14 protein-coding genes and 4 pseudogenes are annotated in these 15,483 nt (G+C 73.7%); 11 read left to right on the top strand and 7 right to left on the bottom strand.

The window, feature by feature from the left end; all coding sequences use genetic code 11:
• Window positions 1–52: 52 nt before the first annotated feature.
• Window positions 53–694 (bottom strand): TetR/AcrR family transcriptional regulator, encoded by a 642-nt coding sequence (locus B056_RS0107855; RefSeq protein WP_018501334.1) that lies wholly within the window; start codon window positions 692–694, stop codon window positions 53–55.
• A 202-nt stretch (window positions 695–896) separates the two neighbouring features.
• On the opposite strand from B056_RS0107855, the gene B056_RS0107860 reads away from it, so the two are divergent.
• Window positions 897–1,760 (top strand): alpha/beta fold hydrolase, encoded by an 864-nt coding sequence (locus tag B056_RS0107860; protein WP_018501335.1) that lies wholly within the window; start codon window positions 897–899, stop codon window positions 1,758–1,760.
• A gap of 42 nt (window positions 1,761–1,802) precedes the next feature.
• Here B056_RS0107860 and B056_RS35710 read toward each other — a convergent pair whose 3' ends face one another.
• A complete protein-coding gene (locus tag B056_RS35710) occupies window positions 1,803–2,441 on the bottom strand; it encodes a GntR family transcriptional regulator (RefSeq protein ID WP_018501336.1) in 639 nt (212 codons plus the stop codon).
• A 283-nt stretch (window positions 2,442–2,724) separates the two neighbouring features.
• Window positions 2,725–3,585 (bottom strand): LLM class F420-dependent oxidoreductase, encoded by an 861-nt coding sequence (locus B056_RS0107870; protein WP_018501337.1) that lies wholly within the window; start codon window positions 3,583–3,585, stop codon window positions 2,725–2,727.
• A gap of 259 nt (window positions 3,586–3,844) precedes the next feature.
• Here B056_RS0107870 and B056_RS42525 point away from each other — a divergent pair, with 259 nt between their 5' ends.
• The 3 genes from B056_RS42525 to B056_RS0107885 all read left to right on the top strand — a co-directional run bounded on the left by B056_RS42525 (window position 3,845) and on the right by B056_RS0107885 (window position 6,893).
• Window positions 3,845–4,306 carry a hypothetical protein gene (locus B056_RS42525; RefSeq protein WP_018501338.1) on the top strand — a complete coding sequence of 154 codons (462 nt, stop codon included), beginning with the start codon at window positions 3,845–3,847 and terminating at the stop codon, window positions 4,304–4,306.
• A 551-nt stretch (window positions 4,307–4,857) separates the two neighbouring features.
• On the top strand, window positions 4,858–5,709 hold the full coding sequence (locus B056_RS46360) for an acyl-CoA dehydrogenase family protein (protein ID WP_230202882.1): 852 nt from the start codon (window positions 4,858–4,860) through the stop codon (window positions 5,707–5,709).
• Window positions 5,710–5,735: 26 nt separating this feature from the next.
• The gene (locus B056_RS0107885) at window positions 5,736–6,893 is read left to right on the top strand and encodes an acyl-CoA dehydrogenase family protein (protein WP_026239448.1); all 1,158 of its coding nucleotides are present in this window, start codon (window positions 5,736–5,738) and stop codon (window positions 6,891–6,893) included.
• A gap of 74 nt (window positions 6,894–6,967) precedes the next feature.
• Here B056_RS0107885 and B056_RS0107890 read toward each other — a convergent pair whose 3' ends face one another.
• Together B056_RS0107890 and B056_RS0107895 are read right to left on the bottom strand one after the other, a co-directional pair.
• A complete protein-coding gene (locus B056_RS0107890) occupies window positions 6,968–8,179 on the bottom strand; it encodes an acetyl-CoA C-acetyltransferase (RefSeq protein WP_018501340.1) in 1,212 nt (403 codons plus the stop codon).
• A 90-nt stretch (window positions 8,180–8,269) separates the two neighbouring features.
• Window positions 8,270–8,770, bottom strand: a complete 501-nt coding sequence (locus B056_RS0107895; RefSeq protein ID WP_020572380.1) for a class I adenylate-forming enzyme family protein — start codon at window positions 8,768–8,770, stop codon at window positions 8,270–8,272.
• Window positions 8,771–8,994: 224 nt separating this feature from the next.
• On the opposite strand from B056_RS0107895, the pseudogene B056_RS0107900 reads away from it, so the two are divergent.
• From B056_RS0107900 to B056_RS45975, 5 genes and pseudogenes are all read left to right on the top strand, one after another.
• Window positions 8,995–9,426 (top strand): annotated as a pseudogene (locus tag B056_RS0107900) (AMP-binding protein); the annotation flags it as partial.
• A 38-nt stretch (window positions 9,427–9,464) separates the two neighbouring features.
• Window positions 9,465–9,779 (top strand): annotated as a pseudogene (locus B056_RS44200) (hypothetical protein); the annotation flags it as partial.
• A gap of 9 nt (window positions 9,780–9,788) precedes the next feature.
• Window positions 9,789–9,944, top strand: coding sequence for an aldehyde dehydrogenase family protein (locus tag B056_RS44205; RefSeq protein WP_018501343.1), 156 nt, complete (start codon window positions 9,789–9,791; stop codon window positions 9,942–9,944).
• An 82-nt stretch (window positions 9,945–10,026) separates the two neighbouring features.
• Window positions 10,027–10,929 carry a fumarylacetoacetate hydrolase family protein gene (locus B056_RS0107910; protein ID WP_018501344.1) on the top strand — a complete coding sequence of 301 codons (903 nt, stop codon included), beginning with the start codon at window positions 10,027–10,029 and terminating at the stop codon, window positions 10,927–10,929.
• A 205-nt stretch (window positions 10,930–11,134) separates the two neighbouring features.
• Window positions 11,135–11,485: pseudogene (locus tag B056_RS45975) on the top strand (AMP-binding protein); the annotation flags it as partial.
• A 177-nt stretch (window positions 11,486–11,662) separates the two neighbouring features.
• Here B056_RS45975 and B056_RS0107920 read toward each other — a convergent pair.
• Window positions 11,663–11,965 (bottom strand): annotated as a pseudogene (locus B056_RS0107920) (amidohydrolase family protein); the annotation flags it as partial.
• An 81-nt stretch (window positions 11,966–12,046) separates the two neighbouring features.
• Entirely contained in the window at window positions 12,047–12,346 is a 300-nt protein-coding gene (locus B056_RS0107925) for an amidohydrolase family protein (RefSeq protein ID WP_230202884.1), read from the bottom strand.
• A 138-nt stretch (window positions 12,347–12,484) separates the two neighbouring features.
• On the opposite strand from B056_RS0107925, the gene B056_RS0107930 reads away from it, so the two are divergent.
• Both B056_RS0107930 and B056_RS43520 read left to right on the top strand, forming a co-directional pair.
• On the top strand, window positions 12,485–13,168 hold the full coding sequence (locus B056_RS0107930; RefSeq protein ID WP_035750686.1) for a TetR/AcrR family transcriptional regulator: 684 nt from the start codon (window positions 12,485–12,487) through the stop codon (window positions 13,166–13,168).
• A gap of 1,102 nt (window positions 13,169–14,270) precedes the next feature.
• A partial coding sequence (locus B056_RS43520) for a collagen-like domain-containing protein (protein ID WP_051105573.1) occupies window positions 14,271–15,483 on the top strand: 1,213 nt, incomplete at its 3' end.

Raw genomic sequence — 15,483 nt, forward strand, 5'->3', positions numbered from 1 at the left:
GGCGGATGAGTGCCACGGGCCCGGCGCTCATCCGCCTGTCCACGCGTTCCGCTCAGAGCGGGTTGAGGTCGCCGATGGTCAGCGCCCGGCCGGGCAGCGCGCCGCCCGGCCGGGCGCGCAGACCGTCGAGGATCACCCCGCGGGCCCGGTCGTAGGCGGCGTCGGCCAGCGCGCCGGGCATCTCCTTCAGCCCACGCAGCAGCAGCCAGAACAGGTGGATGACGTCGCCGGTGCCGACGTCCGGGCGCAGTGAGCCCTCCCGCTGCGCCGCGCGCACGAGGCCGTCGATCAGCGCGGTGAGCTCGCCGCGGATCTGCATGACCACCGGGTCCGCCCGGATCGCCTCGCCGGTCACCGGCAGGAACAGGTTCGGGATGCGCAGTGTGAGCCGCAGCTCCTGGGAGCCGGTCATGGTGCGCACCAGGGCGTCCCAGGCGCGCGGCTCCTCGGCCTCCGCCTCGCGGGCCCTGGCCAGCATGGTCTCCAGGCTGTCCCGGACCACCGCCACGATCAGCGCGTCCCGGTCGGGGAAGTGCCGGTAGAGGGTGCCGACGCCGACACCCGCCCGCCGGGCGATCTCCTCCATGGGCAGGTAGGGGCCGTCGTCCCCGAACGCCACCACCGCCGCCGCCACGATCTTGTCGCGGTTGCGGCGGGCGTCCGCGCGGAGCCGGGCCGGAGGTGACGCCGCCATGGCCCGTGACTCCTCTCCTCGCCGGGCGGTACCGGCGCGACGACCGCGGGGCCGCCTCGGTCGTGGCCGCTGTCCGGATGGCCGCCGGCGGGACCGGTTCGGCACCGCAGAAGGTTACGCGCTGGACGTACGCGGCGGCAGCCCGATCAGCCGGTGGGGCGATCGCTTTCTCCGGCTGGGCGCTGCCACTACTGTCCGTTTGATGGCATACGCGAACGCCAACGGCCTGCGGATCGGCTACGACCTGATCGGCGACGGCGGGCGGACCTGGGTGCTGACCCCGGGTGGCCGCTTCACCCGGCGGACCCCCGGGCTGCCGGAGCTCGCCCGGGCCCTCGCCGACGCGGGCGACCGGGTGCTGCTGTGGGACCGCCCGAACACCGGGGAGTCCGACGTGTGCCTGGCGGGCCCCAGCGAGCCGCGGATGCAGGCCGACACCCTCGCCGCGCTCCTGACCGAACTCGACCTCGGGCCGGCGGTGCTCGCCGGCGCCACGGTGGGCTCGCACGTCTCGCTGCTCACCGCCGCGCATCACCCCGAGGTCGTCGCCGGCCTGTCCCTGTGGTGGATCAGCGGTGGCGTCATGGGACTCATGATCCTCGCGAACGTCTATTACACGCCGGCCATCACCGCCGCGTGGACGTCCGGCCTGGACGCGGTCGCCGCGCTGCCCGACTGGGCCCCGCTGCTCGACGGCAACGAGCGGAACCGCCGCCTGGTCCTCGAACAGGACCGGGATGCCTTCCTCGCCACCCTGCAGCGGTGGATGGCGGCCTACTGCCCGCGGCCGGGCGAGCCGGTACCGGGCCTGCCGGACGAGCTCGCGCGGGCCGTCACCGTCCCGGCGCTCGTGTTCCGCGGCGGCGCGAGTGATCCCTTCCACCCGCGGGCGACGTCGGAGGCGCTGGCCGGCCTGCTGCCGAACGCCCAGCTGGTCGAGCCGCCGTGGGGAGACCGCGAGTACCTCGACCGCCAGGCGGAGCAGAAGAGCGCCGGGGGCCTGTTCGTCCGCTGGCCGCTGCTGGCGCCGGCGATGCGGCATTGGGCCGCCGAGGCGCTCGGCTGAGAGCCGGCCCCGAACCCGGCCCGGCCGGGCCCCCGGGGGGAGTCAGGACGTCGCGGCCTCGTCGGGGATCCAGAGGATGTTGCGGGCCCGGAGCAGGTCGACGACCCGCTCCCCGTGCTGCTGGAGGAGGGCGACGAACGCCGCGTTGGAGCGCTCCCCGTCGCGCGCCCGCACGGCTCGGGAGACCGCCGTGATCCCCTTCTTCTGCAGGTCGATCGTGCCCGGCACCAGCTCGAAGAAGTTGCCGGGGATGATGCCGTTCGTCTGCCGGCTCATCGCCTTCAGCCGCGACGACCGGGCGAGCGCGAAGATCTGGCGCAGGAACGCCTCGTTCGCGTCCCGGACAGCGCCGGGCCCGGTCGCGGCCCGCAGCGCGCGTTCGGCCGTCTGGACCCGGGCCAGCCCGTCGTCGTCGCCCCGTTCGGTGGCGCGCTGCGCGGCGTAGCCGTAGAGCAGGCCGATGAGCCCGTAGTGGTCGCGGACGGAGTTCTCGTCCAGGCCGTGGACGAACGCGCCGCGGTGCAGCTCATTGGTCACCCAGCCCTCCTGGTCGAGGACGATGACGGCCTCGCGGACGGGAATCCGGCTCACCCCGAGATCCTCCGCGATCTCGTCCTGCCGGACGTGGTCGCCCTGGCGCAGCTCACCGGAGAAGATCAGGTTCCGGATGTGGTCCGCCACCTGGGCGCCGCTGCTGCGACGGTCGATCGGGCCGCGCCGCGCCGTCGCGGTCGGGGTCGACGCGGCTCGGCCTTGGGGAGGTATTGCGGGCTCCTTCGACGTGCGGCGCCGGGGCAGGAGACACCCCCACCGCGTCACCCGGCGCCGAGGCGGCCGCAGCCGGTCGATCGTATCGATCGACCGGCCGGGTGAGCGAACCGCTCGCCCGGCCCACCGGGCTCGCCCGGCGGGCCGGGCGGTGCCCGGACCAGGGACAACGGCCCGGCAGCCGGTGGGGCCCGGCCTACCGGAGCGCGGGAGCGAGCCGGCGCCACTGCTCGCGCGGGAAGGCCTTCTGGTCGGCGGTGAGCACCTGCACGCAGACGTGGTCGGCACCGGCGGCCAGGTGTTCGTCGACCCGGCGCCGGATCGCCGCCTCGTCCCCCCAGGCGATCAGGGCGTCGAAGAGCCGGTCGCTGGCGTCCGCGACGTCGTCGTCGGTGAAGCCCAGCCGGCGGACGTTGTTCGCGTAGTTCGGCAGCCCCAGGTACCCGCGCAGCCAGTCCCGGCCGATCGCGTGGGCCTCGTCGGCGTCGGTGGTGAGGATCACCGTCTGCTCGGGGAGCACGAGCGGGCCGGTGCCCAGGCTCTCCCGGGCCAGCCGGGTGTGGTCGGGGGTCACGAGGTAGGGATGCACGCCGCGGGCCCGGCTGCCGGCCAGCTGGAGCATCTTCGGGCCGAGCGCGGCCAGCACGCGGCGCTCGGGCGGGACCGGCTGGTCGGCCTTGTCCAGGCCGTCGAGGAACGCCGTCATGGCGGCCAGCGGCCGGCGGTAGCGGCCGGGTTCGGAGGCGTCGATCAGCGGGGCGTGGCTGACCCCGATGCCCAGCAGGAAGCGGTCCCCGTGGGCGGCGGTGAGCGTGGCGTAGCCGGCGGCCGTGTCCGCCGGGCTGTGCATCCACAGGTTGAGGATGCCGGTGGCCACGGTGACAGAGCGGGTCGCCGTCAGCAGTGCCTCGACGGCCTCGAACACCGGGCCCCCGACGTCGGGGATCCACAGGGCGCGGTAGCCCAGTTCCTCCAGCTCCGCCGCCGCGTCGGCCAGCTCGGCCGGGTCCCCCCATCGCAGCTGCTGGCTCCAGATGCCGACTCCGGAAATATCCATGACAACCATCCTGTCCGTCGCACGTCGGTGTGCTCGACCCGCCGCCGCCGCCGCTGCAGGGGCCGGGGCCGGCCGGGCGCCGGCCTCCAACGGCCATGTCCCCGATTCCCGGTAACCGATTCTCGCGTGTGGCGCTCCCCGCCGGCCAGGCGACCAGCGGGCCGCCCACGTCGACCAGCGCGGCCGTCGGGGCGAAGTCGACGGGCACCTCTAGCGCGCGCACACCCGGCCGGGCCAGCGCGGTGGTGAGGTCTGCGCGGTGCCGCACCGCCGGGCGCGGGGTGCCACTGCCACTGCCGGCGTCGATAGCGGCCAGGCGGCCCGCCAGGGACGGGTCATCCCCGACGCCGGCAGCGGTGCCGACGGGATCGGCAGTGCCGACGAGATCGGCGGTACCGACGAGATCAGCCGGGTCGACGGGATCAGCCGGGTCGAACCCGAGCCGGACGCTCAGGACGCCCGCGCCGCGCCGGCGGGCGTCCGCCACCAGGATCGCCAGGTCGGCGGCCGACGCCGCCGGCACGGGCTCCCGCGGCCCCGCCGCCGCGGGACGGGAGACGAGGGTGAGCACGTCTCCGCGGGCGATCCGGGCGTGTCCACCGCCTTCTCCAGCTCCGCCCAGGCCTCCCAGCTCGGGATCGCTCGGACGAGCACACACTCCGCGTCGTCGGCCAACGCCGTCCTGAATGCGCCGACGAGTTCCCAGCCATGCGCCGCATAGCGGGGAACCGCTTCCTCCGCGAGGATCGACAGGAAACTCACCGCCGTGCCGCGCGGAACCCTGACCATCTCATGGGCATAGACCTCCCCCCGCACACCCGCCACGCAAAGCTCCGAGATCGTTCGGGACCACAGTGCGGGAACCAGTACACGTTCGAATCCGCCGGAGCGGTACTCGGCGGCCTCCTGCCACCATTTCTCCAGCTTTGGGTCCTGGAACGAAGCACTCGACGTCTCATGCCGCAGACCCGCGGCCAGCCCGTCGAAACCGTCCTCCTCCCAGAGGTTGACGACCTGTGGCCACCGGCCGGTCGTGCCCACGCCCCCCACGCCCCGTAGCACAGCTGGTCACATTCCTCCTGCGCTATCGGGCTCCAGTTCGCCGTCATATGGTGGACGTAGTTCGCGCGGTTCGCGCCTTTGATGTCGATGAACTCGTGCGTGTAAACCCCGGCGTTCACGGTCGACGACCTCCCGGCGCCCCTCTCGTCAACATCGGGTGCGTGGACGTCTTTTTCAGCAGTACCATGTCGAGCAGAATCGATCAATACCGTGAATTCGTCGCCAGTCGGGCACACCACGTTCGGGAGGTTCGATGAGCTTGCCGTTCAGCGAGGAACGCGAGGAGCTGCGCGCCGCCGTCCGCTCCTCCTCGAGGACTCGTCGCCGGAGAGCGCCGTCCGCGCCCAGATGGGCCGGGGCCTGTTCTGCGGGCCCTTCCTCACCACGGTGACGGTGGCCCAGGCCATCCTCGCCACCGGTGACACCGCCGCCTGCGCCGAGCCGCTCCCCGACCTCGCCGCCGGCCGGCGGATCGCCACCCTCGCCGTCATCGAGGCGGACGGCCGCCGGGCGGACGACGCCGTGCGGACCCGGACGACGCCGGCCGGCGGGGGGTGGCGCCTGGACGGTACCAAGATGTTCGTGCTCGACGGGTGCTCCGCCGACCTGCTGGTGATCGCGGCCCGCACACCGGCCGGAACCGGGCTGTTCGCCCTCGACGCGACGGCGACCGGGCTGCGGCGCACCCCGCTCGCGACGCTGGACCAGACCCGCCGGCAGGCCCGGTCGGACCTCGACGGGGTGGCCGCCCGGCTGCTCGGTCCGGCCGGCGGCCACGGCTGGCGACCCGGAGCTGCCCCTGGTCGCCAGCCTCGCGGCGGCCTACTGCTCCGACGCCTACCCGCACGCCGCGGCGGAGAACATCCGGATCCACGGCGGGATCGGCTTCGCCTGGGAGCACCCCGCCCATCTGTACTTCAAGCGGGCGTCCAGCGCCCGGCTGATGTTCGGCGACCCGGCGCAGCACCGCGAGCGGGTCGCGCGGCTGCTCCCCATCGGTTAGCCGACCTCGCGGCACCTCCCCCGCGGCCGGGGGAAGATCCCCGCATCGCGAAGTTCTGAGCGGACCGGACCTGGATGGAGATCTCGTGCTCGATGATGATGTGCGGCAGGTCATCGCCTCGACCCGGCGTTTCGTGCGCGAGCGCGTGGTCCCGGCGGAGGCGGAGATCGAACGGACCGACGCGATCCCGCCCGACCTGCGCCGGGAGGCCGCGGCGATGGGCCTGTTCGGGTTCGCCGTCCCCGTGGAGTACGGCGGTCTGGGGCTGGACATGAGCGCCGAGGCCCGGCTCGTCTTCGAGCTGGGCTACACCACGCCGGCCTTCCGCTCGATGTTCGGCACCAACAACGGCATCGCCGGCCACGTCCTGCTCGAGGGCGCGACCGAGGAGCAGAAGAAGGCCTACCTGCCGCTGATCGCCTCGGGCGAGTGGACGGCCTCGTTCGCGCTCACCGAGGAGAACGCCGGCTCGGACCCGGCGGGCCTGGCGACGGCCGCGCGCCGCGACGGCGACGAGTGGGTGATCGACGGTGCCAAGCGCTTCATCACCAACGCGCCGCTGGCCGACGTCTTCATGGTCTTCGCCCGCACCGACCCGCACGCCGAGGGCGGGCACGGCATCACCGCGTTCATGGTGGAACGCGGCGCGCCGGGGTTGAGCGTCGGCCCGAAGGACCACAAGATGGGCCAGGCGGGCGCGTGGACGGCCGACGTCCTCCTGACGGAGGTGCGGGTGCCGGCGTCGGCGGTGATCGGCGGCGAGGCCGGGGTCGGCCGCGGCTACGCGACCGCGATGCGCTGCCTGGCCCACGGCCGGATCCACATCGCCGCGCTGTGCGTCGGGCTGGCCCAGCGGCTGGTCGACGAGTCGGTGTCCTACGCCGCGACGAGGGTGCAGGGCGGCGGCGTGATCGGCACCCACCAGCTGGTGCAGGGCCTGCTCGCCGACTCCGCCACCGATCTCTACGCCGCGCGGGCGCTCGTCGTCGACGTGGCCGCGCGCTTCGACGACGGCAGCGACACCCGGATCGGGCCCTCGTGCGCGAAGTACTTCGCCTCGGAGGCGGTCGGGCGGGTCGCCGACCGGGCGGTACAGATCCACGGCGGGGCGGGCTACATGCGCGGCGTCCCGGTCGAGCGCTTCTACCGGGACGCCCGGCTGTTCCGGATCTACGAGGGCACCAGCCAGATCCAGCAGATCGTGATCGCCCGCCAGCTGCTGCGCGACGCCGGCGTCCGGTGACGGCCGGCGCGGGCTGAGCGGCGGGCGGGCGCGACGGGCGGGGCCGCCCTGGTACGAGGCGGCCCCGCCCCCGCTCAGCCGACCCGCTCGAAGATCGCGGTGATCCCCTGGCCGCCGCCGATGCACAGCGTCTCCAGCCCGTACCGGGCGTCCCGGCGTTCCAGCTCGTGCAGCAGGGTCGCCAGGATCCGGCCGCCAGTCGCCGCGACGGGATGCCCCAGCGAGATCCCGGAGCCGTTGACGTTGAGCCGGTCCAGGTCGGCGGTCGTGAGCCCCCATTCCCGGACGCAGGCGAGCACCTGCGCCGCGAAGGCCTCGTTGAGCTCGATCAGGTCGATGTCGGCGAGTTTGAGATTCGCTCGTTCCAGGGCCTTCGCCGTGGCCGGCACGGGGCCGATCCCCATCCGCGCCGGCTCCACACCGGCCACCGCCCAGCTCACCAGCCGGGCGAGCGGACGCAGGCCCAACCGCGCCGCCGCCTCCGGGTGGGTGACGACGCACGCCGACGCCCCGTCGTTCTGCCCGCTCGAGTTGCCCGCCGTGACCGTGGCCTCCGGATCGGTCCGGCCCATGATCGGGCGCAGCGCCGTGAGCGTGGCGAGCGTGGTGTCGGCGCGCGGGTGCTCGTCGACGTCCACGACGGTGGGCCCCTTGCGGCCCGGCACCGACACGGGGACGATCTCGGGCCCGAACCGGCCGGCGGTCTGGGCCCCGACCGCCCGCTGATGCGACCGCAGCGCGAACTCGTCCTGCTCGGCGCGCGAGATCTCGTACTCCCGCCGCAGGTTCTCCGCCGTCTCGATCATCCCGCCCGGGACGGGGAAGTTCACCCCGCCCGCCGTCACCCGGCCGCGGGCCAGGGCGTCGTGCAGGGTGACGGCGCCGCCGCGCGCCCCCCAGCGCATCTCCGTCGAGTAGAAGGGGGCGTTGCTCATGCTCTCCGCTCCCCCGGCGATCACGACGTCGGCGACGCCGGTCTGGACCTGCATCGCGGCCGTGGTGACGGCCTGCACGCCCGATCCGCAGCGGCGGTCGAGCTGCAGCCCGGCGACGGTGACGTCGAGGCCGGCGTCCAGCGCGACCACCCGGCCCAGGGCGGGTGCCTCCATCGTCGGGTAGCACGACCCGAAGATCACGTCGTCGATGTCCGCGGACCGTAGGCCGGTCCGGTCCAGCAGGCCGCGCAGCACGGCCGCGCCGAGCGCCTGCGCGCTCAGCGCCGCGAGCGCCCCGCCGTGGCGCCCGACCGCGGTACGCACCGGTTCACAGATGACCGCCTCACGCATGAGTCCTCCTGTAGGTCGAGCCACCGTCCGTCGGGGCGCCGTCCGTCGGGGCGCCTGTCGGCCGGGCCGCCGAGACGCCGGGCCGTGGTGTCACCCGGCCGTCGCGAGCGCGACGAGATCGACCGCGCGGACCTTGCCGACCTCGGTCCGGGGCAGTTCGTCGACCAGCACGAACCGGACCGGCACCTTGTACGGCGCGAGATGGGTGCGCGCCAGCGCGGCGAGGGCGTCGGGGACGGGCTGGGCGCCGTCCACGGGAACCACGAAGGCCCAGGGCACCTCCCCCAGCCGGTCGTCCGGGACGCCGCCGACCGCGCAGTCGGCGACCCCGGCGGCGAGCCGCAGCACCTCCTCGGCCTCGGCCGGGAAGACCTTCAGGCCACCTCCGTTGACCATGTCAGAGACGCCGCCCTCGATCCAGAGGAAGCCCTCGGGGTCGATCCGGGCGACGTCGCCGGTGCGGGACCAGCCGTCGGGAGTGACCCGGTCGCCCAGCCCCGACCCGTCGGCGTAGCCGGCCGACACCGCCGGGGTCCGGACGTACAGCTCACCCGACGTGTCCGTGCCGAGCTCGGTGCCGTCCGGGCCCACCACCCGCAGCGTGACCCCTTCGTGCGGCCGGCCGACCGCGCCCAGCTTGCGCTCGCCGTGCTCCCGGGCGCGGACTCGGGACCGCGACCCGACCAGGCGGCCCGGCGCGCCTTCGGCTCGATCTCGCTCGCGGGCTCCACCCGTCTCCTTCCAGGCCGACGGGCACCGAACGACGTCGCCGCTGGCCTCGATCCGGTCGGACGACCCTATCCCGGCCGGCGGACGGCGACCGCTCCCCGTCCGACCTGGCGACGTTCGTCCACACCGGCGGGACCACCGGCCTGTCCAAGGGCTGCATGCTCAGCCACAACTACCACGAGGTGCTCGCCCAGCGGATCGGTCTCAGCTGGGGCCGGACCCCGGGCGACGTGCTGTGGACCCCACTGCCGATGTTCCACTACAACGCGCTGGTGACCGCGGTCGTCGGGGCACTGGTCTTCGGCGGCCGCTCGGCGGTCCACCGCCGGTTCTCGGTCTCGAACTTCTGGCCCGAGATGAACCGGACCGGGGCCACCGTCACCTCGACCCTGGGCACCATGGCCTACCTGCTCGCGCACGACGTCGACCGCCCCGAGATGCCGCGCTCGGGCCGGCCGGAGGTGGACGACGTGATCCGTCCGAAACGCGCCTCGAACCGGCGGACCATCGCCTCGTAGTTCGGGTTCGCGCCGTCCTCGCCGAGCTGGTCGACCCCGTGCCAGCCCCTCCGCCCAGGCGTTGGAGTTGGAGTAGAAGACGTTCCTCGAGCTGGCGGGAAGTCCGCCCAGCTCGTCTGCGAGGACGCCGACCTGGGCGCGGTCGTCCCGATGGCGGTCGCGGCCGTCAGCGAGGCGCTGGCCGGTTTCCCCTACGGCGACCCGAAGGACCCCGGCAACCTCATGGGCCCGCAGATCAGCGCCCGGCAGCGGCAGCGCGTCCTCGACCCGGTCCAGCTCGGCGGGCGGGAGGGCAGAAGCTCTTCGGCGGCGGCGTCCCGGCCCACCTGCCGAACGGGTCCTACACCGAGCCCACCCTGTTCGTGGACGTCGACCCGGACTCGGCGATCGCCCAGCGGGAGTTCTTCGGCCCGGACATGCCCTTCGGCGGGTACCGGCAGAGCGGGATCGGCCGGGAGATGGGCCTGGCCGGTTTCGGGGAGTACCTGGAGACGAAGGTCATCGCCGTCGGCGCCTGACCGCCCCGCCCCTGGTGCACAATGCCGAAGGCCCGGCCGGCGTGGCCGGTGGCCGAGCCGGGGAGTGCGGAGGGGCGGTCCGATGCGGTTCGTGGGAGTGCGCGACGGTCGGCGCGTCGTGGTCGGCCTGGTGCTCGGTGCCGACGGGCACGCACCAGTTGGGGACGAGCTGGCCGGGGACGAACCTCTCCGGGTCGCCCGCCTCGCGGAGGTCGACGACTTCTACGCGGACCTCGCCGGCTGGACGGCCCAGGCGCGCCGGCTGACCGCCGGCGGGCACGACCTCCACGACGTCGGAACCGCTCTAGCCGACGTCGAGCTCGCCCCGCCGGTACCGGCCGGGGCGCGGATCCTCGGCATGGGACTGAACTACCACGCGCACGCCACGGAGACCGGGCTGGACCTGCCGAAAAAGCCACCGATCTTCGCCCGGTGGACCGCCTCCCTGACGGTGGACGGCACCCCGGTCCCCGTCCCGCCGGGCGAACGGGGCCTGGACTGGGAGGGCGAGCTCGCCGTCGTCGTGGGATCCGCGCTGACCGACGTCGACGAGGAGACGGCGCTGCGCGGTGTGTTCGGCTACGCGGTGTTCAACGACCTCAGCGCCCGCCGCGCCCAGGGTGCCTCGGCGCAGTGGACGCTGGGCAAGAACTCCGACCGCAGTGGGCCGATGGGGCCGGTCGTGCCGGCCGACGAGGTCGGTGACCCGGCGGCGGGCCTGCGGCTGGTCACCCGGGTCAACGGCGAGATCGTGCAGGACGGTGACACCAGCGACATGATCTTTCCGATCGGCCGGATCCTGTCGTTCGTGAGCCGTACCGTGCCCCTCAACCCGGGTGACATCCTGATCACCGGCACCCCCGCCGGGGTCGGCTACATCCGCAGGCCGCCCCGCTACCTGGTGCCGGGTGACGTCGTCGAGGTGTGGATCGAGCGGGTGGGCACCGTCCGCAACCCGATCGTGGCCGCCCCCGCCCGACCCTGACCGCCCGACCCGCGCCACGCCCGACCCCGCGGCCGGGCCCGGCCTGGGGCGCCCGTCAGGCGGCTGACCTATGCCGAGGCCGCGCGGAGCGTCCCGGCCCTGGCCGCGGTGCTGCGCCGCCGGCACGGCGTGCGACCGGGCGGCCGGGCGACCGGGCGACCGGGTCGCCCTCGCCGGCGCGAACAGTCCGGAACACGCGCTGACGATGTGGGCGGTGATCACCATGGGCGCGGTCGTCGTCGGTCTCAACGCCTGGTGGGCCGCGCCGGAGCTGACCTACGGGCTCGGACTGACCCAGCCCCACCTGCTGGTCGCGGACGGACCCCGGCTCGCCCGGCCCACCGGGACCCACGAGCCCACCGGAAGCCATGGGCCCGCCGGGACCCACGAGCCGTCCGCGGCCTCGGCCGGCGACATCCCGGCCACGTCGTTCGCCGCGCTGTTCGCGGCCGCCGACGGCCAGCCGGTCAGCCGGTCCACCGGCCCCGGGGCGGACGCCCCCGACCTCGACGAGGACGACGCCGCCGCGATCCTGTTCACCAGCGGAACCACCGGACGGCCCAAGGGCGCGCTCGTCAGCCACCGCGGGCTCATCAACTCAACTTCGGGCTGGACACCGCGCTGCGCGGCGCCGTCGAGGTGGTCTCCGGCGCGGCACCGGCCGCGCAGGGCCCCCCGGTCTCGCTGCTCGTCGGACCCTTCTTCCGCATCTCCGGACTCGGGCTGCTGCGGCTCAGTCGTCGGGGCGCAGCACGCGCCGGGCGTTCTCGTGCAGGAACCTCGACCAGACGTGGTCCCGGAACGGGACGTCCTGCATGTCCTTCATGATCCGGTCGAGGGTGAGCCCCATCGGGAAGTAGCCGCCGTGGATGACCTTGTCCGCGCCACGGGTGTTGGCGAACTCGACGATCTCGCGGGGGTAGTACCGGGGCGCGAACGCCGCCGTCGAGTAGTACAGGTTGGGCCACTTGAGCAGCAGCTTCACCGCCAGGTCGGTCCACGGCTCACAGCCGTGCCGGGTGACCAGCACCAGGTCGGCAGGGCGAGCCGGGCCGCGTCGCCGCGGCAGCCGACCAGCCCCTTCTCGATTTCGACGTCGGCGGGAGACGGCCTGCGGTCAGACGCCGACCAGGGCCGCCACGTTCGTCCGCATCACGCGTTCGATCTCGCCGCTGTCGAAGCCGGCCTCCTCCAGATCCCCGGTGAACGACAGCGGCTCGGCCAGTCCTTCGACGTACGGCCAGTCGGAGCCCATCAGGATGCGCTCGGCGCCGATCAGGCGTTTGAGCTCAGCCAGGTCGCTCTCGTGGAACGGCGCGACCCAGACGTGTTCCCGGAAGGTGTCCCGTGGGTCCTGCGCCCAGGCGTGCCCGTTCTGCCCGAAGGACTTCTTCAGCCGCCGGAACAGCGGGGGCACCCAGTCCGACCCGGTTTCGACGGCCCGGTTCCGGCATCGGCCCCCGCTCCGGCGGGACCCGGACCGCCGGATACGATCCGGGCGGTGGCCGATCACCCCGCCCACCCGGCGCGGGTGCGCGGGTCAAGCGGAGTGGACATGACGGAGCCGGAACCCGACACGCACGGCGACCAACGCGCGCAGGCACCGCGAGGCCGGGGCCGGCCCCGCGGCCTGACCGAACGGGTCCGCCGGGACGTCTTCGCGGCCGTCCGCGCCCAACTCGGCAGCGTGGGTTACGAGGCGCTGCGCATCGAGGACGTCGCCACCGCCGCGGGAGTCCACAAGACCACGCTCTACCGGCAGTGGGCCAGCAAGGCGGACCTCGTCCGCGACGTTCTCGTCGCCGCGGAGTCGGCGGCGCTGCCGCGCCCGGACGAGGGCAGCTGGGACCGGGACCTCGAGAAGCTCTGCGACGGCCTGCTCAGGGTGTTCAACCACCCCACCACGCTGGCCCTGCTCAAGACCCGGGTGACGGCGAACGACGAACCGCTGCGCGCCGGTCTGCACGAGTCCGCCCGGCGCGACATGGCCTTCGTCCTCGCTCCGTTCCGGCGCGCGGTCGAGCGGGGCGAGATAGACCCCGCCGCGGACGTCTCCATGCTCGCCGAGTGCATGCTCTCGACCCTCGTCACCCGTGTCTGCGCCATCAACGAGCCGGTCGACAAGGAGTTCATGCGCCGACTGGCGGCCATGATCAAGAAAGCCGCCGGAGTCGGACCCGCGGCCGGGAAAACAGCCCTACCGGCAACCGCCGGGGCGGGCGACCAGCCGCCGGGCTAGTCCGTGCCATCGCGATTCCCGGACGGGTTCACATGACGCGACGAGCCCTCCCCGTCGACACGCCCGGTCGCCGCGCCTTCATCGGCGGGCCGGCCTGCCTCGCCGGACCCTTCGGCAGCGGTCACAGTCGGACGAACGACCATCACGTCTCCACCTCGGCCATTTCTTCGCAGGGCCCGGGAAAAATCACATGGCGGCCGTCCGACGACACGCACCGGCACACCGGCGAGTAGTTGGGCGAGCGCGCCTCCCCCTCCGCGCAAGTGGATCCCGCCACCGATTATCGGCCGGCGCGCCGCATAGGTGTTGATCTTTCGCTCTGATATCGGTTAGGGCAGCACTCGCCGGGAAAAAATTCGCCGGGAACGTCCGTTGCGCACCGAGGACCTGACCGGGCGGATAGCTACTGATCGGCGGGTGCTGACGGAGGTCACCCAGAACGTGAGCGGCGACCGATACGCCGGAAAGGAGGGGAATGACCCGCGCGCAGGGCTCTTCGACGGGCCCGTTCCACGCGGGCTACGTAAAGCGACCAGTCCCGCTGTCTCCCCGTTCCAGGCCCGCGCCCGTCAGATCCACACTCTCAGATCCACCCGCAGTTCAAGAAGCGGCGGATTCACCTGATCCGAATCCGGCCGACTCTCCGCCGTCCAGCACAGAACCTGGACCCCGCCACCGAGTTCCACCACTTCTCGAGTACCCGCGGTCCGACCGACCGCACCGAGTCCGGTCCTCACTCGGTGCGATCCCATCAGCGACGGGTCACCATTCTGGAGCACCCTGTTCACGCCGTTGCCTCCAGGCAGGTTGATCCTGTCCTCAACGACACCGGGTGGTCGGGCGGTGGTTGCGTGCCGTGGCGTCATCACGACCCAGCCAGACAGCGAGCGGTTCTTCCGCCGATCAGGACATCTGTTTATTCAAGCAAGTGGAGTCAGTCACCATGAATCGAAGCTCTTTGAACAGAGCTGTTGTCAGAGCCGTCTTCCTGGCGTCAGCGACAAGCGGTCTGCTCGGCCCGATGGGGGTCGGCCAGGCGATCGCCGCCAGCGCTAACCCGGTCGTACACGAAAGCCCCGGGGTACCGGGACCGAACGGGGCGGTGAGCCTGCACTCCGAGATCCCACTGGACTTCGACTTCTTCGACGAGGGCCCCCAGGGCCCCCAGGGCCCGCAGGGGACCCAGGGCCCGCGCGGCTTCCAGGGCTTCCAGGGCGGACTGGGCAACACCGGAACGCAGGGTAACCAGGGGCCACAGGGGACCCAGGGCTCACGCGGCTTCCAGGGCTTCCAGGGCGGACTGGGCAACACCGGAACGCAGGGTAACCAGGGCCCGCAGGGAACCCAGGGCCCACGCGGCTTCCAGGGCTTCCAGGGCGGACAGGGCAACACCGGAACGCAGGGTTCGCAGGGAGTGCGCGGCTTCCAGGGCTTCCAGGGCGGACCCGGCACACCCGGCAGCCAGGGCTCCCAGGGCAACCCCGGCTCGGTAGGCCCCCAGGGCGGACCCGGAACCCAGGGCATCCCCGGCACACCCGGCAGCCAGGGCTCCCAGGGCGACCCCGGCTCGGTAGGCCCCCAGGGCGGACCCGGAACCCAGGGCATCCCCGGCACACCCGGCAGCCAGGGCTCCCAGGGCGACCCCGGCTCGGTAGGCCCCCAGGGCGGACCCGGAACCCAGGGCATCCCCGGCACACCCGGCAGCCAGGGCTCCCAGGGCGACCCCGGCTCGGTAGGCCCCCAGGGCATCCCGGGCGACCTCGGCCCGCAGGGCTCTCAGGGCGACATCGGCCCGCAGGGCACCCAGGGCGACCTGGGCGGCCTCGGTCCGCAGGGTTCGCCGGGTTCGCCGGGTTCGCAGGGCACCCCGGGCACGCCCGGCACCCAGGGCTCCCAGGGCGACCCGGGCGGCCCTGGCCCCCAGGGCGACCCCGGTTCGCAGGGCATCCCGGGCACGCCCGGCACCCAGGGCTCCCAGGGCGACCCGGGCGGCCCTGGCCCCCAGGGCGACCCCGGTTCGCAGGGCATCCCGGGCACGCCCGGCACCCAGGGCTCCCAGGGCGACCCGGGCGGCCCTGGCCCCCAGGGCGACATCGGCGCACAGGGCATCCAGGGTGAGCAGGGCGACCCGGGCATCCCCGGCACCCCGGGCACCCAGGGACCCCAGGGCGACATCGGAACCCCGGGCATCCCGGGCATCCCCGGCACCCCCGGCACCCCGGGCGCACAGGGCGACCCCGGCATCCCCGGCACCCAGGGACCCCAGGGCGACATCGGAACCCCGGGCATCCCCGGCATCCCCGGCACCCCGGGCG

The sequence above is a fragment of the Parafrankia discariae genome, from assembly GCF_000373365.1.
Lineage (GTDB): Bacteria > Actinomycetota > Actinomycetes > Frankiales > Frankiaceae > Parafrankia > Parafrankia discariae.